This window comes from Pseudomonas sp. PSE14 (assembly GCF_029203285.1).
GTDB lineage: Bacteria > Pseudomonadota > Gammaproteobacteria > Pseudomonadales > Pseudomonadaceae > Pseudomonas.
In genome coordinates this window covers 4,209,711-4,227,303 of the sequence record NZ_CP115669.1, presented here as the reverse complement: position 1 = coordinate 4,227,303, position 17,593 = coordinate 4,209,711, and the positions used below count along the sequence as shown (strand labels likewise).

Genomic DNA, 17,593 nt, shown 5'->3' with positions numbered 1-17,593 from the left:
CATTGTACGGGCTTGATTAGCTGGCTAATAATTAGTCAAATCAATTAGCCGCATCATCCCCGACTTCTTTCAGAAAAAAGCCGCGACACAATGGCAGACAACGATAAGCACTACTTCGGTACCCAACTGGCCCAGGCTTCGCGTGCATGGCGGGCTGAACTCGACCGCCGCCTCAGTCATCTCGGCCTGTCCCAGGCACGCTGGCTGGTGTTGCTGCACCTGGCACGCCACTCCGCCGCACCCACTCAGCGCGAGCTCGCGCAATCGGTCGGCGTCGAAGGCCCGACCCTGGCCCGTCTGCTCGACGGCCTCGAAGCCCAGGGACTGGTTCGCCGCCAGGCCGTGGCCGAGGACCGCCGCGCCAAACGCATTGCCCTGACGCCCAAGGCTGACGTCCTGATCGCCGATATCGAGAGCATTGCCGCTGCGGTGCGCAATGAGGTGCTCAACGGCATCACCGAGGACGAGATCGCCCTCTGCCAGCGGGTCCTCAGCCGGATTCTTGGCAATCTGGAGAAGAACTGAGCAACTCATCACAGTAAATTCGGTAAGATAGCCATTTTTCTGGCGGTTTTTCGCGAAGCCGCCAGTCCACCACCCGATTACCCTGACCATTCGCCGGTTTTTCGACGATTTGTCTTGACCAAACCCGTTGCAGCACCTAATCCCTGATATCAATCGGCCTGTACCTTTCAGGTGCAGTGGTAGGGCGCGTGGGTCTGTGTCCGGCTAGGTGGTTCGAGTGTGTGGACAGGTAAAGCCTGCCGCTTTCGGGTGGTCAGGGAACGGCTAGCAGACCCGAACAATGGGATGGGGTTATGGCTCGTATAACAAATAGAATTCCGCTGACGCTCGCTGCGCTTTCGGTGTTTGTTTCCGCTCATGCCAATGCCCTTGGCCTGGGTGAGATCACCCTGCACTCGTCGCTGAACCAGCCTCTGGATGCTGAGATCGCCCTGCTGCAGACGGGCGACATGACCTCCGATGAACTGATCGCTCGCCTGGCGAGCCCGGCCGCTTTCGAGCAGGCCGGCGTCGATCGTTTCATGTTCCTGCAGAATCTGCGCTTCACGCCGGTGATCCGTGGCGGGCGCAGTTACATCAAGGTGGTGTCGACCCAGCCGGTGCACGAGCCGTACCTCAATTTCCTGGTGGAAGTGGAGCGGCCCAACGGGCGCATGCTGCGCGAGTACACCGTGCTGCTCGACCCGCCGAGCTACAACAGCAGCGCGCGGACCTCCGTCGCCGCCAGTATTCCCCGGCCCGAACGCACGGCCCCTGAACCCTATAGCCAGCGCGCCGCACCGGTTCGCAGCGCCCCTGCGGCGCCGCCCATCCCCGCGGGTGAAGGGCGCTACACCACCGTGCGCAACGACACGCTGTGGCGGATCGCCTCGCGCCTGAGCGGCACCGGCGCCTCGCACAGTCAACTGATGGACAGCCTGCTGGCGCTCAATCCCCAGGCCTTCGTCAATGGCGACCCGCATCGCCTGAAGGTCGGACAGACGCTGATCCTGCCGCAGGGTCAGCAGTACGCCGGGCACACCAACGCTCCCGCGCCGCAGCCCGCTGCCGCGGCGCCCGCGGCCAATGCCACCGTGCAGCCCGTACAGGTCGAGCCGGAAGCCACGCCGGCCGCTGACGCGCCCGCCGCCGTTGCGCCCGCCGCACCGGCGGTAGAAGGCAACCTGGCCAAGGTGGAAGCCGATCTCGCCCTGAGCAATGCCCAGCGCGACCAGTTGAACCAGCGCATGGATGCCATGCAGAAACAGCTCGAAGCACTGCAGAAAGCCCTGGAAAGCCGCGACCAGCAGGTGCAGAGCCTGCAGGCTGAACTGGCCCGCCGTGATGCGCCTGGCACCCAGGCGGCTCCCGCAGCACCCAGGGCCGAGCAGTCGGCGCCGGTCGTTGCAACGCCGGCGACGCCCGCCAGCGATGCCTTGGGTAGCTCGTTAAACCTCTGGCCGTGGCTGGGTGTGGGTGCTCTCGGCGCGTTGCTCGCCGGGCTGCTGGTGATGCGCCGCAAGCGCGAGGATCAGCCGGTCAAGGACACCCGCGTCCAGTCGGCGCAACCCAAACCCATCCCGCCGGCCAAGCCGCTGGCCGCCGCGATCGTGCCGCCGGTGCCCGCGTCCGCGCCGGTCCAGCGTCCGCAGCCGGTGATCACACCTGATGCCGGTGTGGCGCGCCTTCCCGCGGCCAGCGCGGATAGCCTGGAGGGGGCGGACATCTACATCGCTTACGGACGCTTCAGCCAAGCGCGCGACATGCTGCGCAAGGCCGTGGCCCAGGAGCCCGAACGCCGCGAGCTGCGCATGAAGTTGCTGCTGGTGTTCGCCGAACTGGGCGACCTGGTCGGCTTCCATGAGCAGGAGCGCGAGTTGGTGGCACGTGGCGGCGACCAGAAGCAGATCGACCAGATCAAGTCGCGCTACCCGGCGATGCTCGAGCGCGCGGAGGAGGTGCCGGTCGTTCCGTCGGGCGAAACCCTGACCGACTGGGATGACCTGTCGCTGGATGACACGCCCGCACCGACTGCGCATGCCACCACTGGCGACGCGGACCCGGACTTCGCGCTGAATCTGAGCGACATCTCGCTGGATCTGGACTGGGACTCCCTCGACCCCTTCGAGACGCCGCAGCGCAACAAGAACGTGCCGGCCGCCGAACAACCGGTTCCCGCGAATTTCCTCAGCAATCTTCGCGAGCTGCCGGAAATCACCGAGCTGGACCTGGATGGTGAGCACGCCAGCATGTTCGGCCAGGCCACGGAGACCGACCTGGTGTTCGAGCTGCCGGAGACCGAGGTGCACGAGCATGACGAGTTGCTGGCCAGCCTCGACGAAGCGCGCGCCTGTATTGACCGGGGCAACCTGGACGAGGCCTATCGCATCCTCAAGCAGGTGATCGAGAACGGCGACTCCAAGGCCAAGGCCGAGGCTCGCGAACTGCTGGCGCTGATTGCCTGATTCGCACGGTGAATGAAAAAGCCCGGCCTGGTGCCGGGCTTTTTAATGGGCGTTGATCGGCGTTTCGTAGGCGCAATTGTTTTCTTCGGGAAATTCGGTACCGGTATTTCCCCTCACCCCAGCCCTCTCCCTCAGGGAGAGGGGGCAGATCGTGCCGGCTGACGCTAACGTTTCATCCTGCACCGAACGGTCCCCTCTCCCGCTTGCGGGAGAGGGTTAGGGTGAGGGGCTCTTGATCTCGTAGGAGCGGTATGGGCGCCAAACTCAGGCGTGGTGTAACGGCGTACAACCGCGAACGGTTGTACGCCCTACATCGCAGCGCTTAGAAATTCCGCCCCAGGTTGACATACACCGCATGCTCGCTGGCGTTGTTCAGACCGTAGCTGAAGGACAGCGGCCCCAGCGGCGTTTCGAAGCCCATCAGGATGCTGCCGGCGTTGATGTAGCCGGTGTCGTAGCTGTTGTCGTTGTTCCACACCCGGCCGCGCTCCAGGCTGCCGCCGAGGTAGAAGGGGAAGTCCAGCGGCAGGAAGGAGCGCTCGGTCATGCGCCGGTAGTAGATGACCCGGCCCAGGCTGTAGTTCTGCCCGGCCAGGGCATCCTGGCGGTAGCCTGAGAGCTGGCGGGCGCCGCCGAGCAGGAAGCTCGACACCACCACGTTGGCGTCGTCGATGGTGCGACCATAGCCGCCGCCCAGCACGAAGGTGTCCGGACCGCTGCTCAGGGCCTTGTCCAGGCGGATATCCCACTGCCGGTAGCGGTCGTCGTCGCCCAGCGAGGGGGTGTGCTCGCGGAAGGCGGTCTGGATGTTTTCGCCTTCGCGTGGGAAGTCGACGTTGTCCATGGTGTCGAAGGAGTACTTGAGTTCGGCGTAGCCTTCGTTGAAGTGGTAGTTGGGCAGGTCCTGCTCGCCCACGCGCACGTCGGCCTTGCCGTAGGCCTGGGCCACGCCGAAGCGGATCTCGCCGTTGTTGGCGATCTGCCGACCGAGGTTGAGGCCGTAGCCGTAGCGCTCCAGCCGGTACTCGGCGATGGGGTCGTTGTCGTCGGTCGCCTCGACGTTCTGCGCCTCGTTGAACAGGAAGGGCGCGACGAAGTAGCGCGAGCCCACGTCCAGCGGCTGGTAGAACTCGCTGTAGAGCTCCTGATGGTCGCCGATCTGCAGGCGGGTCAGCCATTCCGCGCCCAGGCGGTTGATGCCATTCATGCGATAGCTGGCGCCAACGTTGAAGGTGCTGTCGCCGCGCAGGTCGTCGGAGAGGCTCAGGCCCAGGCGCAGGTAGTCGGTGCCGCCGCGCTTGCCGTACGCGTGGATCACCAGGGCGTTGCCGTCCTTGCCATCTTTGCCCGCCTTGTGATGCACCACGCGGTATTGCACCTGATCGAAGTAGTCCAGGCCGTAGAGGGTGCTCATGTCGCGCTGCAGGCGTTCGAGGTCCAGGCGTTCGCCCAGCGGTTGGCGGATGTAGTGGCGGATGACGTCGTCGCTGACCTTGGAGTTGTTCTCCACCTCGATGCGGTTGATCACCGGCTGGCGCTCGCCCGGCGTGCGTGCCTGGTTCAGCGCCAGGGCGTGTTCGTCCTCGCTCTGGCGCAGGCTGGCCAGGCGCGGCGCGAGGATGGTGGTGGCGCGGTAGCCGGCGTCGATCAGTTGCGGCACCTTGCCGAAGTCGGCGGAGCTGTAGCCGCTGAGCGGCGGCTGGATCAGCACGTCGATGGCGGTCAGGGTGGCCAGCTGCGCCTCGGAGTTCTTGCGGGTCATCAGGGTGACGGACTGGTTGAGCATGTCCACCACAGTGGTCAGTTGCTTGCGGTCCAGCAGCGGGTTGCCGATGTCGACCACGATGACGACGTCGACGCCCATCTTCCGCGCCACGTCCACCGGGATGTTGTCGACCATGCCGCCGTCCACCAGCAGCTTGCCGTTCACGTCCACCGGCGCGAACACCGCCGGAATCGACATGCTGGCGCGGATCGCCTGGGGCAGGTGGCCCTTGTCGAACACGACCTTTTCGCCGGTGGCGATATCGGTGGCTACCGCGCGGAAGGGGATGGCCAGCTTGTCGAAGTCGCGGGTGTCGCTGGTGTGCACCAGCAGGCTTTCCAGCAGCATCGACAGGTTCTGGCCCTGGATCGCACCCAGGGGCAGGCCCAGGGTGCCGTCGTCGCGGAAGCTGAGCTTCTGCTTCACCAGGAAGTCGCGGTCGTCCTGCTTGCGCCGGAAGGGCATGTCGACCCGTGGCGGGGAGTCGGACAGCGCCTGTTGCCAGTCCAGGCCCAGGGCCAGCGTCTCCAGTTCCTTGGGCGTGTAGCCCGCCGCATAGAGCCCACCGATCACCGCGCCCATGCTGGTGCCGGCGATGGCGTCGACGTGAATGCCCTGTTCGTCCAGTGCCTTGAGCACACCGATGTGCGCCAGGCCCCGGGCCGCGCCGCCGGAGAGCACCAGCCCGATCTTCGGCGGCGGGTTGGCCGCCAGGGCGCCGAGGGGCAGGAGCAGGAGCAGGGCGAACAGCAGGCGGCGCATGACAGAAACATCCGGATAGGCGTATGGGCCGGTATTATAGGTGCGCGTCCTACAGCAGGGTCTGATTCATGTCCGAAGCCAAAGCCGAAATCGTCATCACCTATTGCACCCAGTGCCAGTGGCTGCTGCGCGCCGCGTGGCTCGCGCAGGAACTGCTGAGCACCTTCGGCGACGACCTGGGCAAGGTCAGCCTGGTGCCCGGCACTGGCGGGGTTTTCCATATCAGTTGCGATGGCGAACAGATCTGGGAGCGCAAGGCCGACGGCGGTTTCCCCGAGGCCAAGGTGCTCAAGCAGCGCGTGCGCGACCGCATCGATCCGCAACGCGACCTGGGGCACAACGACCGGTCGTGAATCGAGAAGATCATTTCGATAGCAGGCTAACTTCCTTGCTGCATGTCAACGGGGTACGCCCCTACCACTCGTAGTCTGAGGCATCCATTCTCCGCAGGGGATGCCTGACATGAGCATCATCGTCACTGGCGCTGCCGGTTTCATTGGCAGCAACCTCGTCAAGGCGCTGAACGCGCGCGGCGAGGCCGACATCATCGCGGTCGACGATCTGACCGATGGCGACAAGTTCGCCAACCTCGCCGACTGCGACATCAGCGATTACCTGGACAAGCGCGACTTCATCGAGCGCTATGCCCGGGGCGACTTCGGCGTGGTGCGTGCGCTGCTGCACCAGGGCGCCTGCTCCAGCACCATGGAGCGCGACGGGCGCTACATGATGGACAACAACTACCGCTACAGTTGCGATCTGCTGGACGCCAGCCTGTCGCTGGGCGTGCCGTTTCTCTATGCCTCGTCGGCGGCGGTGTACGGCGGTGGGCTTGAGTTCCGCGAAATGCGCTCGTGCGAGCGCCCGTTGAACGTCTACGGCTATTCGAAATTCCTCTTCGACCAGCGGGTGCGCAAGGTGCTGCCCACCGCGCGCAGCCAGGTGGCGGGCTTCCGCTACTTCAACGTCTACGGCCCGCGCGAGCAGCACAAGGGACGCATGGCCTCGGTGGCCTTCCACTGCTTCAACCAGTTCCGCGAGACCGGAAAGGTGAAGCTGTTCGGTGAATACGGCGACTATCCGGCGGGCGGTCACCTGCGCGACTTCGTCTCAGTGGAGGACGTGGCCAGGGTCAACCTGTACTTCCTCGACCACCCCGAGCGCAGCGGCATCTTCAACCTGGGCAGTGGCCGTGCGCAGCCGTTCAACGACGTGGCGCTGGCGGTGATCAACACCCTGCGCGCGCAAGAGGACCTGCAGCCGCTGACCCTGGATGCGGCGATTCGCGCCGGGCTGCTGGAGTACACCGCATTTCCGGATGAGCTGCGCGGCAAGTACCAGTGCTACACCTGCGCCGATATCGATTTCCTTCGCGAGGCGGGTTATCGCGAGCCGATGCTGGGCGTGGAGGAGGGCGTGGAGCGGTATTGCCGCTGGCTGCTGGAGCAAGCCTGAGACGGCATGTATTGCCGGTTTTACCCAGTCTTTACCCAGTGCTGACACTCAAGGACGGGGGAACACGCGATCATTGCACTCAGAGCGGCGGACATCGGTCCGCCCGATACCGCGTCAACCGAGGCTCCTGAAACATGAGAGCCGTCACCGGACAGGCCGCTTCGCAGGCTGTCATGCGAGGAATCCTTGGCAATCCCTCCCCGGGGCAAGGACTCGAAATCCGCATGCTGCGAAGCGGCCTTTTTATTGGATTCGCGAGAACGCGGAGCCCAGTGACGTAGGGCGTATAACGTTCGACGTTATACGCCGTTTGACCATGGCACCCGAGCACGTCGGGGGTTGCCCCCAAACCACCGTTCCGAGCTCGGCAATGGCGCCGATAATGAGCACGGTGTATCGGCGTACAACCGCGAACGGTTGTACGCCCTACGGGGTCAGTGCGATCCGCGCGCGCTGAGGAAGGTGGCGAAGATGATCAGCGCGCCGCCCGCCAGCATGCGCAGGCTTGGTGCTTCGCCGAACAGCACGGTGGCGAAGGCGATGCCGTAGACCGGCTCCAGGGCGAAAATCACCGCCGCCGTGCGTGCCTTGATCAGCCGCAGGCTGGCGACGAACAGGCTGTGGGCGACGCCGGTGCAGAGCACGCCCAGCAGTACCAGCCACAGCCAGTCCATGCCGCGCACCGACGGCAGCTCGACGAACACCAGCGGCAGCAGGCAGGCGATGATGGTCAGGTTCTGGCACAGCGCCGCCTGGATCGGGTCGATACCACGCACGCTCACCCGGTTGGCCAGCGACAGCAGGGCGAACAGCAGGCCGGAGAGGGTGCCCCAGAGCAGCCCGGCGGTGGCGCCGTCGCGCAGGTCCAGGGTTGGAGTGACCATCACCAGGCCGATGCACACCAGCGCCACCACCCCGTATTCACCCTTGCGGATGCGTTCGCGGAACAGCAGCCCTTCCAGCAGCACGGTGAAAGCGGGGAAGCTGGCGAAGCCAAGGGTGGCGACGGCGACGTTACCGACCTTCACTGCGAGGAAAAAGGTCAGCCAGTGGGTACACAGCAGCACACCGCCGCCGACCAGCATGGCCACCTGTTTCAGCGTAGGCCTTTGCTGCTCGCGCAGGTGCCTGGCGAACACTGCCGCCAGCGACAGCGAGCCGAACAGCGCGCGGCCGAAGACGATGACCAGGGGGCCGGCGAGGATGAGTTTGCCGAAGATGCCGGACAGGCCGAACATCAGGGCGCCGATATGCAGGCCGAGCAGGGCGCCGCGGGGAGTGAGTCGGGAAACGGAAATCATGCCTGCGAACCCGCCGACTGCCGTGGCGGGACCTTGATGGAAAGGAAGAAAGCGCGCCGGAGCAGCCGGCTTGCGGTGAAGCTCAAGTCAGGCCAGCCGTGCGCCATTGGGCAGCGGCTTGTCGAAGCCGGCCAGCACCACCTTGTCGTCGCTGTCGTAGGCACCGGTGACCAGCACTTCCGAGCGCACCCCGGCGATGGACTTGGGCGCGAAGTTGCAGACGCAGAGCACCTGGCGGCCGATAAGGTCTTCGATGGCGTAGTGTGCGGTGATCTGCGCGCTGGAGGTCTTGAGCCCCAGCGGGCCGAGGTCCACCTGGAGGATGTAGGCGGGCTTGCGCGCCTTCACATTGGGTTCGGCCTGGACGATGGTGCCCACGCGCAGTTCGACGCGTTCGAAGTCCTGCCATTCGATGGTGTCTGCCGACATCGCTGTTTCCTTGTGTAGTCGCCTGTTCGATGGCCGGCAGTCTAGGCCGTGGGCGCGTGGCTGTCTGTCGCGCGGCTAGCGGGAATTGTCGCGCGCCTCCTGGCGCAGTTGGCGCGCCGTGGTGCCGAACTGACGCACCAGCGCAGCGGTGAAGGCGCTCTGCGAGGCGTAGCCGACCTGCGCGGCGATCTCGCCTATGGGCAGGTGCGTGCTGCGCAGCAGGTCACGGGCCTGTTGCAGGCGGCGCTGGCGCACGTAGTCCATGGGCGTCAGCCCGGTCTCGGCGAGGAAGCGGGCGTGGAAGCGCGCGGCGGAAAGGCCGGCGAGGCGCGCCAGGTCGGCCACCTGCAGCGGGTGCGCGGCGTGGCGGTCGATGTAGCTGTCCAGGCTCGCCAGCGGCAGTTGCGCCGGTTCTTCGATGCGCTGCTGGCCGGCGGCGAGGCTGGCCAGCAGCAGGATCGCGCCCTGGCGCGCCAGTACCGGGTCGTGCAGCGAGCTGCTGGCCAGCCAATGCACCAGTTGCGCCTGGTCGTTGTTGAGCAGGCGCTGGCCGGGGGTTTCCAGCAGGCGGCGGCCGGCGTCGGCGTGCTGGCCGAGGCCCGCGAGCAGGTCGTCTTCGTCGTCCAGATCGACCACCAGGCAACGGCTGCCGTCGGGGCTGGCGCAGGCGTGGTGGGTTTCGCGCGGGACCACCGCGAAACACTGCCGGGTCACCAGGCTGCCGCGCCCGCCCACCTCGAAGTCCAGGCTGCCGGAAAGGCCCAGCACCAGTTGCGCATGGCTGTGGCTGTGGGCGAGGTGGTCGTGGCTGTAGTTGCGCAGGGAGAGGATCTGGCTCATCGGGGCTGCTCATCCGGGACGCTGTCGGGCAGGCCGCCAGTCTAGCGCGGCACGGGTTGTAACGGGACTGTCGCCAGTCGGTCATGTGCACTTCACCACCCGCGCCGAAAATTGGACAAACCCCACTGGAGGTTGCCGACGATGAGCAGCGCGCAACGCATGACGCCGACGAAGAAACAACGGGTACGGACCCTGTGGATATCCGATGTCCACCTCGGCACCCGCGATTGCCAGGCCGAGCATCTGGCCGGCTTCCTCAAGCGCTACCACGCCGACCGTATCTACCTGGTCGGCGACATCATCGATGGCTGGAAACTGCGCGGCGGCATCTACTGGCCGCAGGCGCACACCAACGTGATCCGCCGCCTGCTGACCATGAGCAAGCGCGGCACCGAGGTGATCTACGTCACCGGCAACCACGACGAATTCCTGCGGCGCTATTCCTCGCTGCTGCTGGGCAACATCCGCCTGGTGGACGAGATCGTCCACACCACCGCCGACGGCCGCCAGTTGCTGGTGATCCACGGCGACCAGTTCGACGTGATCACCCGCTACCACAGGTGGCTGGCGTTCCTCGGCGACTGGGCCTACGAGTTCACCCTGACGCTGAACCGCTGGCTGAACCATTGGCGCAGCCGCTACGGCTATGGCTACTGGTCGCTGTCGGCGTACCTCAAGCACAAGGTGAAGACGGCGGTGAACTTCATCAGCGACTTCGAGGAAGCCATCGCCCACGAGGTGCACAAGCGTGGCCTCAATGGCGTGGTCTGCGGGCACATCCACCACGCGGAGATCCGCCAGATCGGTGAGGTGGAATACCTCAACTGCGGCGACTGGGTGGAATCCTGCAGCGCGCTGATCGAACACTGGGACGGCAGCATCCAGCTCTACCGGCTGGCCGAGGAACAGGCGCAGGTCACTGAGCTGGCGGCGATCGAGACGGCGGCATGAGGCTGCTGACCGTCACCGATGCCTGGCTACCGCAGGTCAACGGCGTGGTCACCAGCCTCAAGGCGCTGGTGGCGGAGCTGGAAGGGGCCGGTCACGCTGTCGGGCTGATCACCCCGCTGGATTTCCGGCATCGACCCTGCCCGAGCTATCCGGAGATTCCGCTGGCCTGGGACCTGTGGAAGGTCGGCGAGAAGATCGCCGAATTCGCCCCCGACTGCGTCCATCTCGCCACGGAAGGGCCGCTGGGCTGGGCCGCCCGGCGCTGGCTGATGCGCCGGGGGCTGAGGTTCAGCAGCGCCATCCACACGCGCTTTCCCGAATACGTGAGCACCCGTTGGCCCTGGTTGCCGCTGTCCTGGGGTTATGCCTTCCTGCGCCGCTTCCATGCACCCAGCCAGGCCGTGCTGGTGAGCAGCGAGCGGATGCGCGAGGCCTTTGCCGAGCGGGGCCTGGAGCGCCTGGCGTTGTGGCGCAAGGGGGTCGACCTGCGGCGTTTCCAGCCGGGCGAAGGAGCGCCGGCGGCGGAGCCGGTGTTCCTGTATGTGGGGCGCCTGGCACGGGAGAAGAATGTCGAAGCCTTCCTGGAGCTCGACCTGCCCGGCCGCAAGCGCGTCGTGGGTGACGGCCCGCAGCGGGCGGAGCTGCAGGCGCGTTATCCACAGGTGGAATTCCTCGGCTATCGCCACGGCGAGGAGCTGGCAACGGCCTATCGCAGCGCCAGTGTGCTGGTGTTCCCCTCGCGGACCGATACCCTGGGGCTGGTGATGTACGAGGCGCTGGCCTGCGGCACGCCGGTAGCGGCCTTCCCGGTGGCGGGACCGCTGGATGTGCTGGAGGAGGGCGTGACCGGTGCGCTGGACGACGACCTGCGCAGCGCTTGTATGCGAGCGCTGGAACTGGACCGCCAGGCCTGCGCGCAGTGGGCGCGTGGTCAATCCTGGCGGTCGTCGTCGCAGGAATTCCTTTCCCTGCAGGTACGTCTGACGGAATTGCCGGTCAGCGAAGCGCCGGCCTGCTGATCAGAACAGCGGACGGTCGTGGTCCAGACTCTGGTCCACCAGCCATTTACCGTGGGCGATGGACGCGTGCTGGGCTTTCTCCAGGTCCGCCATGTAGGCGAACTCCAGCGGCAGGGTCTTGCGCTTGGTGGTCTTGCCGTCAGGGCTGGTGATGTGGCAACCGCCGGCCCAGGGCGTGGGCATGCCGGGGTGTTCGACGACATCGGCGGTAATGGTGTACTTGCGGTATTCGCACTGCATCAGGCTCATGGGACGTCCTCCGGTCGAATCGCCAGTGGCCCGGGCCGGGCGCCTGGCGGGGCAGAACGAGCCGACAGGGTTGCCGGCAAACCTTGTCAATCCCCACCATAGACCAGCCGTAAAGCCCGTTTGCCGGATACCGACGAACGTGAATGTCATCGCCGCTGGCTTTTCCTGCGCGAATCTTCCCTTCCCGGGCGCTGCGCGCCAGACTGTCGGGCATGCCAATCCAGACCCTTGCCCGCCTCGCCGATGTGGATGCCCGTCAGTGGGATGCCCTGCTGCCGGACGACCAGCCGTTCCTGCGTCACGCCTTTCTCAGCGCCCTGGAGGAAAGCGGCAGTGTCGGTGGCCGTACCGGCTGGACGCCCGCGCATCGCGTCCTGTTCGGCGACGATGACTGCCTGCTCGCCGCCGTACCGGCTTACCTGAAGAGCCATTCCTACGGCGAGTACGTGTTCGACTGGAGCTGGGCCGATGCCTGCCAGCGTGCCGGCATTCGCTATTACCCCAAGCTGCTGGTGGGCATTCCCTTTACGCCGGTGGGTGGCGCCCGCCTGCTGGGCGCGCCCGAGGCGGCCCTGAGCCTGGTTGGCGTACTGGCGGGGGAGGTGGACGAGGCGCACTGTTCCGGCGTGCATGTGAACTTCACCGATGGCGCCGCCGATGCGCTGCTCGCTGGCGCCGATGGCTGGCTGGAGCGCCTGGGCTGTCAGTACCACTGGCGCAACCGGGGCTACCGCGACTTCCAGGATTTCCTCGACGCCTTGAGTTCGCGCAAGCGCAAGCAAGTGCGCAAGGAGCGCGAGCAGGTCGCGGGGCTGGGCATCGATTTCGTCTGGATGGCGGGCCATGAGCTGTCCGAGACGCACTGGGACTTCGTCTACGCCTGCTACAGCAGCACCTACGAGGTGCGCGGGCAGGCGCCGTACCTGACGCGGGCCTTCTTCAGCCTGCTTGGCGAGCGCATGCCGGAGGCCGTTCGCGTGGTCTTTGCCCATCGTGGTGGCCGCCCAGTGGCCATGGCCTTCAGCCTGGTCGGCGGCGACACGCTGTACGGTCGCTACTGGGGCTGCCTGGCGGAGTTCGATCGGCTGCATTTCGAAACCTGCTTCTATCAGGGGCTCGACTACGCCATCGGTCATGGCCTGCAACGCTTCGATGCCGGGGCGCAGGGCGAGCACAAGCTGATTCGCGGTTTTGAACCGGTGATCACACGCTCCTGGCATCGCCTCGGCCACCCCGGCTTGCGGGAGGCGGTGGCGGAGTTCCTGGAGCAGGAGCGGGTGGGGATTCTGGCGTACGCGGAAGAAGCGCGGGCGGCGTTGCCGTATCGGCAGGATGGCCCGTAGGGCGTACAACCGTTCGCGGTTGTACGCCGTTACACCATCGTTTGCCATCGGCTCCGGGGCTGAGTTCGGAGTGCCCTGAGATCAAGGTCAAACGGCGGATAACGTCGAACGTTATCCGCCCTATGTTCCTGATGTGCCGGTGCCAGGCGGTTCGCGAGCAAGCTCGCTCCTACAGGCGGCGCCGTCCTCGGAGATTTTCCTGTAGGACCGGATTCCTCCGCTCTGGATTCCGCGGACAAGGTCCGCTTCTACGGGCTGGCGGTGCCGCTGTCATCAGGATCGCCCCCCGACCGCCACCACAGGCTCGCGGGGTTTGGCCAAGACGGCCGGAGGGCGATGTTCGGTAAGGCTCAACCCTGGCTGGTGCTACCGCCCCATTCGAGGAAGCGAACCTTGTGGGTTTCGCCCTGGTGATCCTGGTAGACCATGTATGCCGGAACGATGCCGACCTTGCCGGAGTTGTCGGTGCGGTGCAGCACCTTGTCCACATCCAGGGCCATGCCGTAGTGGTATTCGGTGGCCGGCAGATCGGCGCCGGGGGTCTTGATTGCGTCCTGGGCAAAAGCCATGGGGGCGAGGCTGGAGATGACAGCCGACACGACAGAGGCAAGCTTCATTCTGATATTCCTCGGTAGCGAACTCGGTGTGCGAGCTCGATCAGTGGGTTTGAAAGCCCCACCGGGGAGCGCTGGCATCGATGATGTCTGTCCTGGGGTCCAGACAGGACAGGGGACGATGCTGCAGGCGTCCATCAGGTGGCGGGGCACGGGACAGATATTTCCATCCCGGTCGCCCGCCGAGAAATTGATGTGCTTGCTAATGAAGATTGATGCAGGTGATGCGGCGCTCTGCCGCAGCCCCGCTCTTGAGCTGAAGAGCTAGGGCGTCCAGTCGCGCCAGTGCTCGCAGTCGCCCCGGCACTGGCCGGGGCAGGCGCAGCCGGTACGGCTGCGCCCGGTGGCTTTTTCCATGCGCCGGGCCACTTCGTCGTCATCGGCGAAGGGCAGCATGCTGGCCTCCTCGATGCCACGTTCGCGGTGCGCCCCTAGGGTCCAGCCGACACCGAAGTACAGCGCCAGCAGGCCGGCCAGCCCCAGCCACAGCGTCACCTCAGGCCATCCGTTGGGCGGCCAGCATGGCCTGCGGTTGCGCGCGGCGCACGGTCATCCAGGTGTTCCAGGCCATCAGCAGCATGCCGCTGAGGAACATCAGGCCACCGGCCATGCGCACCACGAAGCCCGGATGGCTGGCCTGCAGGGCTTCGACGAAGGAGTAGGTGAGGGTGCCGTCGGCATTGACCGCGCGCCACATCAGCCCCTGGGTGATGCCGTTGACCCACATCGAGGCGATGTAGAGAACCGTGCCGATGGTGGCCAGCCAGAAGTGCGCGTTGATCAGGCCGATGCTGTGCATCTGCTCGCGGCCGAAGACCTTGGGAATCAGGTGGTAGAGCGAGCCGATGGAGATCATGGCCACCCAGCCCAGGGCGCCGGCATGGACGTGGCCGATGGTCCAGTCGGTGTAGTGCGACAGGGCGTTGACGGTCTTGATGGCCATCATCGGGCCTTCGAAAGTCGACATGCCGTAGAACGCCAGCGACACGACGAGGAAGCGCAGGATCGGGTCGGTGCGCAACTTATGCCAGGCGCCCGAGAGCGTCATCATGCCGTTGATCATCCCGCCCCAGCTGGGCGCCAGGAGGATCAGCGACATCACCATGCCCAGCGACTGCGCCCAGTCGGGCAGGGCGGTGTAGTGCAGGTGGTGCGGGCCGGCCCAGATGTACAGGGTGATCAGCGCCCAGAAGTGCACGATGGACAGCCGGTACGAATACACCGGGCGTCCGGCCTGCTTGGGCACGAAGTAATACATCATCCCGAGGAAGCCGGTGGTGAGGAAGAAGCCCACCGCGTTGTGGCCGTACCACCACTGCACCATGGCGTCGGTGGCGCCGGAGTACACCGGGTAGGACTTGAACCAGCTCACTGGAATCGACAGGTGATTGACGATGTGCAGCATCGCGGTGACCACGATGAAGGCCGCGAAGAACCAGTTGCCCACGTAGATGTGCGAGGTCTTGCGCTTCATCAGGGTGCCGAAGAACACCACCGCGTAGGCGACCCAGACGATGGCCATCCACACCGCGCCGGTGAATTCGATCTCGGCGTATTCCTTGGTGGTGGTGTAGCCCAGCGGCAGGGTGATCAGCATCACCACGATCAGCGCCTGCCAGCCCCAGAAGGTGAAGGCGGCCAGGCTGTCCGAGAACAGTCGCGCCTGGCAGGTGCGCTGCACCGTGTAGTAGCTGGTGGCGAACAGCGCGCAGCCGCCGAAGGCGAAGATCACCAGGCTGGTGTGCAGCGGGCGCAGGCGCCCGAAACTGGTCCATGGCAGGTCAAGGTTCAGTTGCGGCCAGACCAGTTGGGAGGCGATCAGTACCCCCATGGCCATGCCGACCACGCCCCAGACCACCGTCATGATGGCGAACTGGCGAACCACCTTGTAGTTGTACGCCTGCTCCGTGCTTATCGTGTTCATGCTGGATTCCCGCTTGTGTCAGAACGTCCGGGCGCGCGCAGGTGGGCCGGCGGCGTGCTCCGGTGAGCGGGCAATCTAAGGAGATGCGTCAGCGGGGAACAGATTCAGATGGGCCGTGCAAATGCATATCAGCGGTCCGCTGCGCGGATTCAGTCGGTCCGGGCGCACCCTGCGAGGAAATGCCGCAGGCGTTCCTGCAGGTAATCCACCGCCTGCCCGTGGGCGAGGTATTCGCTGACGCGCATCAGGCGCCAGTACTGCCCTTCGTCGCCGAAACGGATGGCATCGAACTCGGCCTGTTCCAGGCGCGCCACCAGGAACCAGGCCCAGGGAGCGGGGCCGTGGGTGGCGCGGTAGCGGCGCTGCCATTCGATGCGCTGTTCATCCAGGCGCACGGCGAACTCTTCTTCCAGCTCGCGCAGGGCGCATTGCGCCGGTGTTTCGTTGCCCTCGCGGCCGCCACCGGGAAAGTCCCAGCAGCCGGGGTAGGGGATGCCGGGTTTCTCGTCGCGCTTGTAGACCACCAGTTGGCCGGCATGGAACAGCGCCAGCTTGGCGCCGGTGAAGTCATCTTCGTGCCGCATGGACGCGTTCCCCCGTAACTCGACTAGTCTTTCCCGATCGCGGGCGGTGCTTTGCCGCCCGCAAGCGCGTATGATGCGCGACCTTTTTTATTCGTTGCATGCCACACCGGGAGGTGCCCAGATGACCGACACGCACGAAAACCTTGAAGAACTTACCCCAGCCCCGGCCGGCGAGAAACTGCAGAAAGTTCTCGCGCGCATGGGCGTCGGCTCGCGCCGCGACGTCGAAGCCTGGATCGAAGAAGGCCGCGTCAAGGTCAATGGCGCCGTGGCCACCCTTGGCCAGCGCGTGGGCGACCGCGATGCCATCGCCGTCGACGACCGCCTGCTCAAGCGCGAGAAGATCGAAGAGCACGTCCGCCGCGTGCTGATCTACAACAAGCCCGAAGGCGAAGTCTGCACCCGCGACGATCCGGAAGGTCGTCCGACCGTGTTCGATCGCCTGCCGCGCCTGCGCAGCGGCCGCTGGATCAACATCGGCCGCCTGGACATCAACACCACCGGCCTGCTGATGTTCACCACCGACGGTGAGCTGGCCAACCGCCTGATGCACCCGTCCTACGAGATGGACCGCGAGTACGCCGTGCGCGTGCGTGGCGAAGTCGACGAAGAGATGATCGAGCGCCTGAAAGCCGGCGTGATGCTCGAAGACGGCCCGGCCAAGTTCAGCGACATCCAGGAAGCGCCCGGTGGCGAAGGCTTCAACCACTGGTACCACGTTGTGGTGATGGAAGGCCGTAACCGCGAAGTCCGTCGCCTGTGGGAATCCCAGGGCGTAATCGTCAGTCGCCTGAAGCGCGTGCGCTTCGGACCGGTCTTCCTGACCTCCGAGCTGACCATGGGCCGCTACCGCGAAATGGATCAGCGCGAAGTCGACATCCTCAGCGAGGAAGTCGGTCTCAAGCCCGTCGCCCTGCCGAACCTGTCCGGCAAGGCCATGGAAAAGATCGAGCGTCAGTCGCGCAAGCTCGGCAAGAAGCTGGCGCCCAGCGAGCGTCCGGGCCGTGGCTCGCGTTCGCGCAAGGAGCATGACGAGGGCGAGCGTTCTCATCGTGCGCCGCGTCCGGCTGCCGGCGAGCGCCCGGCCCGTGGTTCGCGTGACGGCGATGAGCGTCCGGCCCGCGCCCCGCGCGGTGAAGACAGCCGTGCCCCGCGCAAACCGCGTGACGCCGGCAGCGATCGTCCTGCACGCGCTCCGCGCGATACCGGTGATCGTCCGGCCCGTGGCCCGCGCAGCGATGCTGGTGAAGGCCGCGCTCCGCGCAAGCCTCGTGACGCCGATCGTCCTGCACGCGCTCCGCGCGATGGTGCGGATCGTCCGGCCCGTGGGCCGCGTAGCGATGCTGGCGAAGGCCGTGCTCCGCGCAAGGCTCCGAGCGATCGTCCGG

At 65.8% G+C, this 17,593-nt stretch carries 16 protein-coding genes and 1 pseudogene; 8 read left to right on the top strand and 9 right to left on the bottom strand.

The features are described 5' to 3' along the window. Nucleotides 1-90 precede the first annotated feature (90 nt). Together slyA and O6P39_RS19340 are read left to right on the top strand one after the other, a co-directional pair. Entirely contained in the window at nucleotides 91-525 is a 435-nt protein-coding gene (slyA, locus tag O6P39_RS19345; protein WP_275608063.1) for a transcriptional regulator SlyA, read from the top strand. A gap of 293 nt (nucleotides 526-818) precedes the next feature. Beyond that, the gene (locus tag O6P39_RS19340; RefSeq protein WP_275608062.1) at nucleotides 819-2,969 is read left to right on the top strand and encodes a FimV/HubP family polar landmark protein; all 2,151 of its coding nucleotides are present in this window, start codon (nucleotides 819-821) and stop codon (nucleotides 2,967-2,969) included. A 322-nt stretch (nucleotides 2,970-3,291) separates the two neighbouring features. Here the strand turns inward: O6P39_RS19340 and O6P39_RS19335 are convergent, their stop codons facing one another. Beyond that, nucleotides 3,292-5,496, bottom strand: coding sequence for a patatin-like phospholipase family protein (locus tag O6P39_RS19335; RefSeq protein WP_275608061.1), 2,205 nt, complete (start codon nucleotides 5,494-5,496; stop codon nucleotides 3,292-3,294). A gap of 68 nt (nucleotides 5,497-5,564) precedes the next feature. Between O6P39_RS19335 and O6P39_RS19330 the strand changes: the two genes are divergently transcribed. Next, entirely contained in the window at nucleotides 5,565-5,849 is a 285-nt protein-coding gene (locus tag O6P39_RS19330; RefSeq protein WP_236171477.1) for a SelT/SelW/SelH family protein, read from the top strand. A 109-nt stretch (nucleotides 5,850-5,958) separates the two neighbouring features. Continuing rightward, nucleotides 5,959-6,951, top strand: coding sequence for an ADP-glyceromanno-heptose 6-epimerase (gene rfaD / locus O6P39_RS19325; protein ID WP_275608060.1), 993 nt, complete (start codon nucleotides 5,959-5,961; stop codon nucleotides 6,949-6,951). Between the two features lie 434 nt (nucleotides 6,952-7,385). On the opposite strand, the gene O6P39_RS19320 is transcribed toward rfaD, so the two are convergent. The 3 genes from O6P39_RS19320 to O6P39_RS19310 form a co-directional block, all read right to left on the bottom strand. After that, nucleotides 7,386-8,252, bottom strand: coding sequence for a DMT family transporter (locus O6P39_RS19320; protein ID WP_275608059.1), 867 nt, complete (start codon nucleotides 8,250-8,252; stop codon nucleotides 7,386-7,388). An 87-nt stretch (nucleotides 8,253-8,339) separates the two neighbouring features. Beyond that, on the bottom strand, nucleotides 8,340-8,681 hold the full coding sequence (locus O6P39_RS19315) for a tRNA-binding protein (protein ID WP_275608058.1): 342 nt from the start codon (nucleotides 8,679-8,681) through the stop codon (nucleotides 8,340-8,342). 75 nt (nucleotides 8,682-8,756) lie between these two features. Then, on the bottom strand, nucleotides 8,757-9,521 hold the full coding sequence (locus tag O6P39_RS19310; protein WP_275608057.1) for an AraC family transcriptional regulator: 765 nt from the start codon (nucleotides 9,519-9,521) through the stop codon (nucleotides 8,757-8,759). A 141-nt stretch (nucleotides 9,522-9,662) separates the two neighbouring features. On the opposite strand from O6P39_RS19310, the gene O6P39_RS19305 reads away from it, so the two are divergent. Both O6P39_RS19305 and O6P39_RS19300 read left to right on the top strand, forming a co-directional pair. Continuing rightward, nucleotides 9,663-10,472 (top strand): UDP-2,3-diacylglucosamine diphosphatase, encoded by an 810-nt coding sequence (locus O6P39_RS19305; RefSeq protein ID WP_275608056.1) that lies wholly within the window; start codon nucleotides 9,663-9,665, stop codon nucleotides 10,470-10,472. Then, the gene (locus tag O6P39_RS19300; RefSeq protein ID WP_275608055.1) at nucleotides 10,469-11,491 is read left to right on the top strand and encodes a glycosyltransferase family 1 protein; all 1,023 of its coding nucleotides are present in this window, start codon (nucleotides 10,469-10,471) and stop codon (nucleotides 11,489-11,491) included. The genes O6P39_RS19305 and O6P39_RS19300 overlap by 4 nt, the downstream gene beginning before the upstream one ends. Here O6P39_RS19300 and O6P39_RS19295 read toward each other — a convergent pair whose 3' ends face one another. After that, a complete protein-coding gene (locus tag O6P39_RS19295; RefSeq protein ID WP_275608054.1) occupies nucleotides 11,492-11,740 on the bottom strand; it encodes a hypothetical protein in 249 nt (82 codons plus the stop codon). 212 nt (nucleotides 11,741-11,952) lie between these two features. Between O6P39_RS19295 and O6P39_RS19290 the strand changes: the two genes are divergently transcribed. Further along, nucleotides 11,953-13,083: a GNAT family N-acetyltransferase gene (locus O6P39_RS19290; protein ID WP_275608053.1), complete on the top strand. Its 1,131-nt coding sequence runs from the start codon at nucleotides 11,953-11,955 to the stop codon at nucleotides 13,081-13,083. Nucleotides 13,084-13,433: 350 nt separating this feature from the next. On the opposite strand, the gene O6P39_RS19285 is transcribed toward O6P39_RS19290, so the two are convergent. The 4 genes from O6P39_RS19285 to O6P39_RS19270 form a co-directional block, all read right to left on the bottom strand. Further along, nucleotides 13,434-13,700 carry a DUF2790 domain-containing protein gene (locus O6P39_RS19285; RefSeq protein ID WP_275608052.1) on the bottom strand — a complete coding sequence of 89 codons (267 nt, stop codon included), beginning with the start codon at nucleotides 13,698-13,700 and terminating at the stop codon, nucleotides 13,434-13,436. 261 nt (nucleotides 13,701-13,961) lie between these two features. Further along, nucleotides 13,962-14,192, bottom strand: coding sequence for a cbb3-type cytochrome c oxidase subunit 3 (locus tag O6P39_RS19280; protein WP_275608051.1), 231 nt, complete (start codon nucleotides 14,190-14,192; stop codon nucleotides 13,962-13,964). A gap of 1 nt (nucleotide 14,193) precedes the next feature. Then, entirely contained in the window at nucleotides 14,194-15,621 is a 1,428-nt protein-coding gene (gene ccoN, locus O6P39_RS19275; protein WP_275608050.1) for a cytochrome-c oxidase, cbb3-type subunit I, read from the bottom strand. A gap of 149 nt (nucleotides 15,622-15,770) precedes the next feature. Beyond that, the gene (locus tag O6P39_RS19270; protein ID WP_275608049.1) at nucleotides 15,771-16,205 is read right to left on the bottom strand and encodes an NUDIX hydrolase; all 435 of its coding nucleotides are present in this window, start codon (nucleotides 16,203-16,205) and stop codon (nucleotides 15,771-15,773) included. Nucleotides 16,206-16,326: 121 nt separating this feature from the next. On the opposite strand from O6P39_RS19270, the pseudogene rluB reads away from it, so the two are divergent. Continuing rightward, nucleotides 16,327-17,439 (top strand): annotated as a pseudogene (gene rluB / locus O6P39_RS19265) (23S rRNA pseudouridine(2605) synthase RluB); the annotation flags it as partial. Between the last annotated feature and the right edge of the window lie 154 nt (nucleotides 17,440-17,593).

Coding starts and splice junctions, on each gene's coding strand:
- slyA (WP_275608063.1), top strand. CDS start 91: ATGGCAGACAACGATAAGCACTACTTCGGTACCCAACTGGCCCAGGCT.
- O6P39_RS19340 (WP_275608062.1), top strand. CDS start 819: ATGGCTCGTATAACAAATAGAATTCCGCTGACGCTCGCTGCGCTTTCG.
- O6P39_RS19335 (WP_275608061.1), bottom strand. CDS start 5,496: ATGCGCCGCCTGCTGTTCGCCCTGCTCCTGCTCCTGCCCCTCGGCGCC.
- O6P39_RS19330 (WP_236171477.1), top strand. CDS start 5,565: ATGTCCGAAGCCAAAGCCGAAATCGTCATCACCTATTGCACCCAGTGC.
- rfaD (WP_275608060.1), top strand. CDS start 5,959: ATGAGCATCATCGTCACTGGCGCTGCCGGTTTCATTGGCAGCAACCTC.
- O6P39_RS19320 (WP_275608059.1), bottom strand. CDS start 8,252: ATGATTTCCGTTTCCCGACTCACTCCCCGCGGCGCCCTGCTCGGCCTG.
- O6P39_RS19315 (WP_275608058.1), bottom strand. CDS start 8,681: ATGTCGGCAGACACCATCGAATGGCAGGACTTCGAACGCGTCGAACTG.
- O6P39_RS19310 (WP_275608057.1), bottom strand. CDS start 9,521: ATGAGCCAGATCCTCTCCCTGCGCAACTACAGCCACGACCACCTCGCC.
- O6P39_RS19305 (WP_275608056.1), top strand. CDS start 9,663: ATGAGCAGCGCGCAACGCATGACGCCGACGAAGAAACAACGGGTACGG.
- O6P39_RS19300 (WP_275608055.1), top strand. CDS start 10,469: ATGAGGCTGCTGACCGTCACCGATGCCTGGCTACCGCAGGTCAACGGC.
- O6P39_RS19295 (WP_275608054.1), bottom strand. CDS start 11,740: ATGAGCCTGATGCAGTGCGAATACCGCAAGTACACCATTACCGCCGAT.
- O6P39_RS19290 (WP_275608053.1), top strand. CDS start 11,953: ATGCCAATCCAGACCCTTGCCCGCCTCGCCGATGTGGATGCCCGTCAG.
- O6P39_RS19285 (WP_275608052.1), bottom strand. CDS start 13,700: ATGAAGCTTGCCTCTGTCGTGTCGGCTGTCATCTCCAGCCTCGCCCCC.
- ccoN (WP_275608050.1), bottom strand. CDS start 15,621: ATGAACACGATAAGCACGGAGCAGGCGTACAACTACAAGGTGGTTCGC.
- O6P39_RS19270 (WP_275608049.1), bottom strand. CDS start 16,205: ATGCGGCACGAAGATGACTTCACCGGCGCCAAGCTGGCGCTGTTCCAT.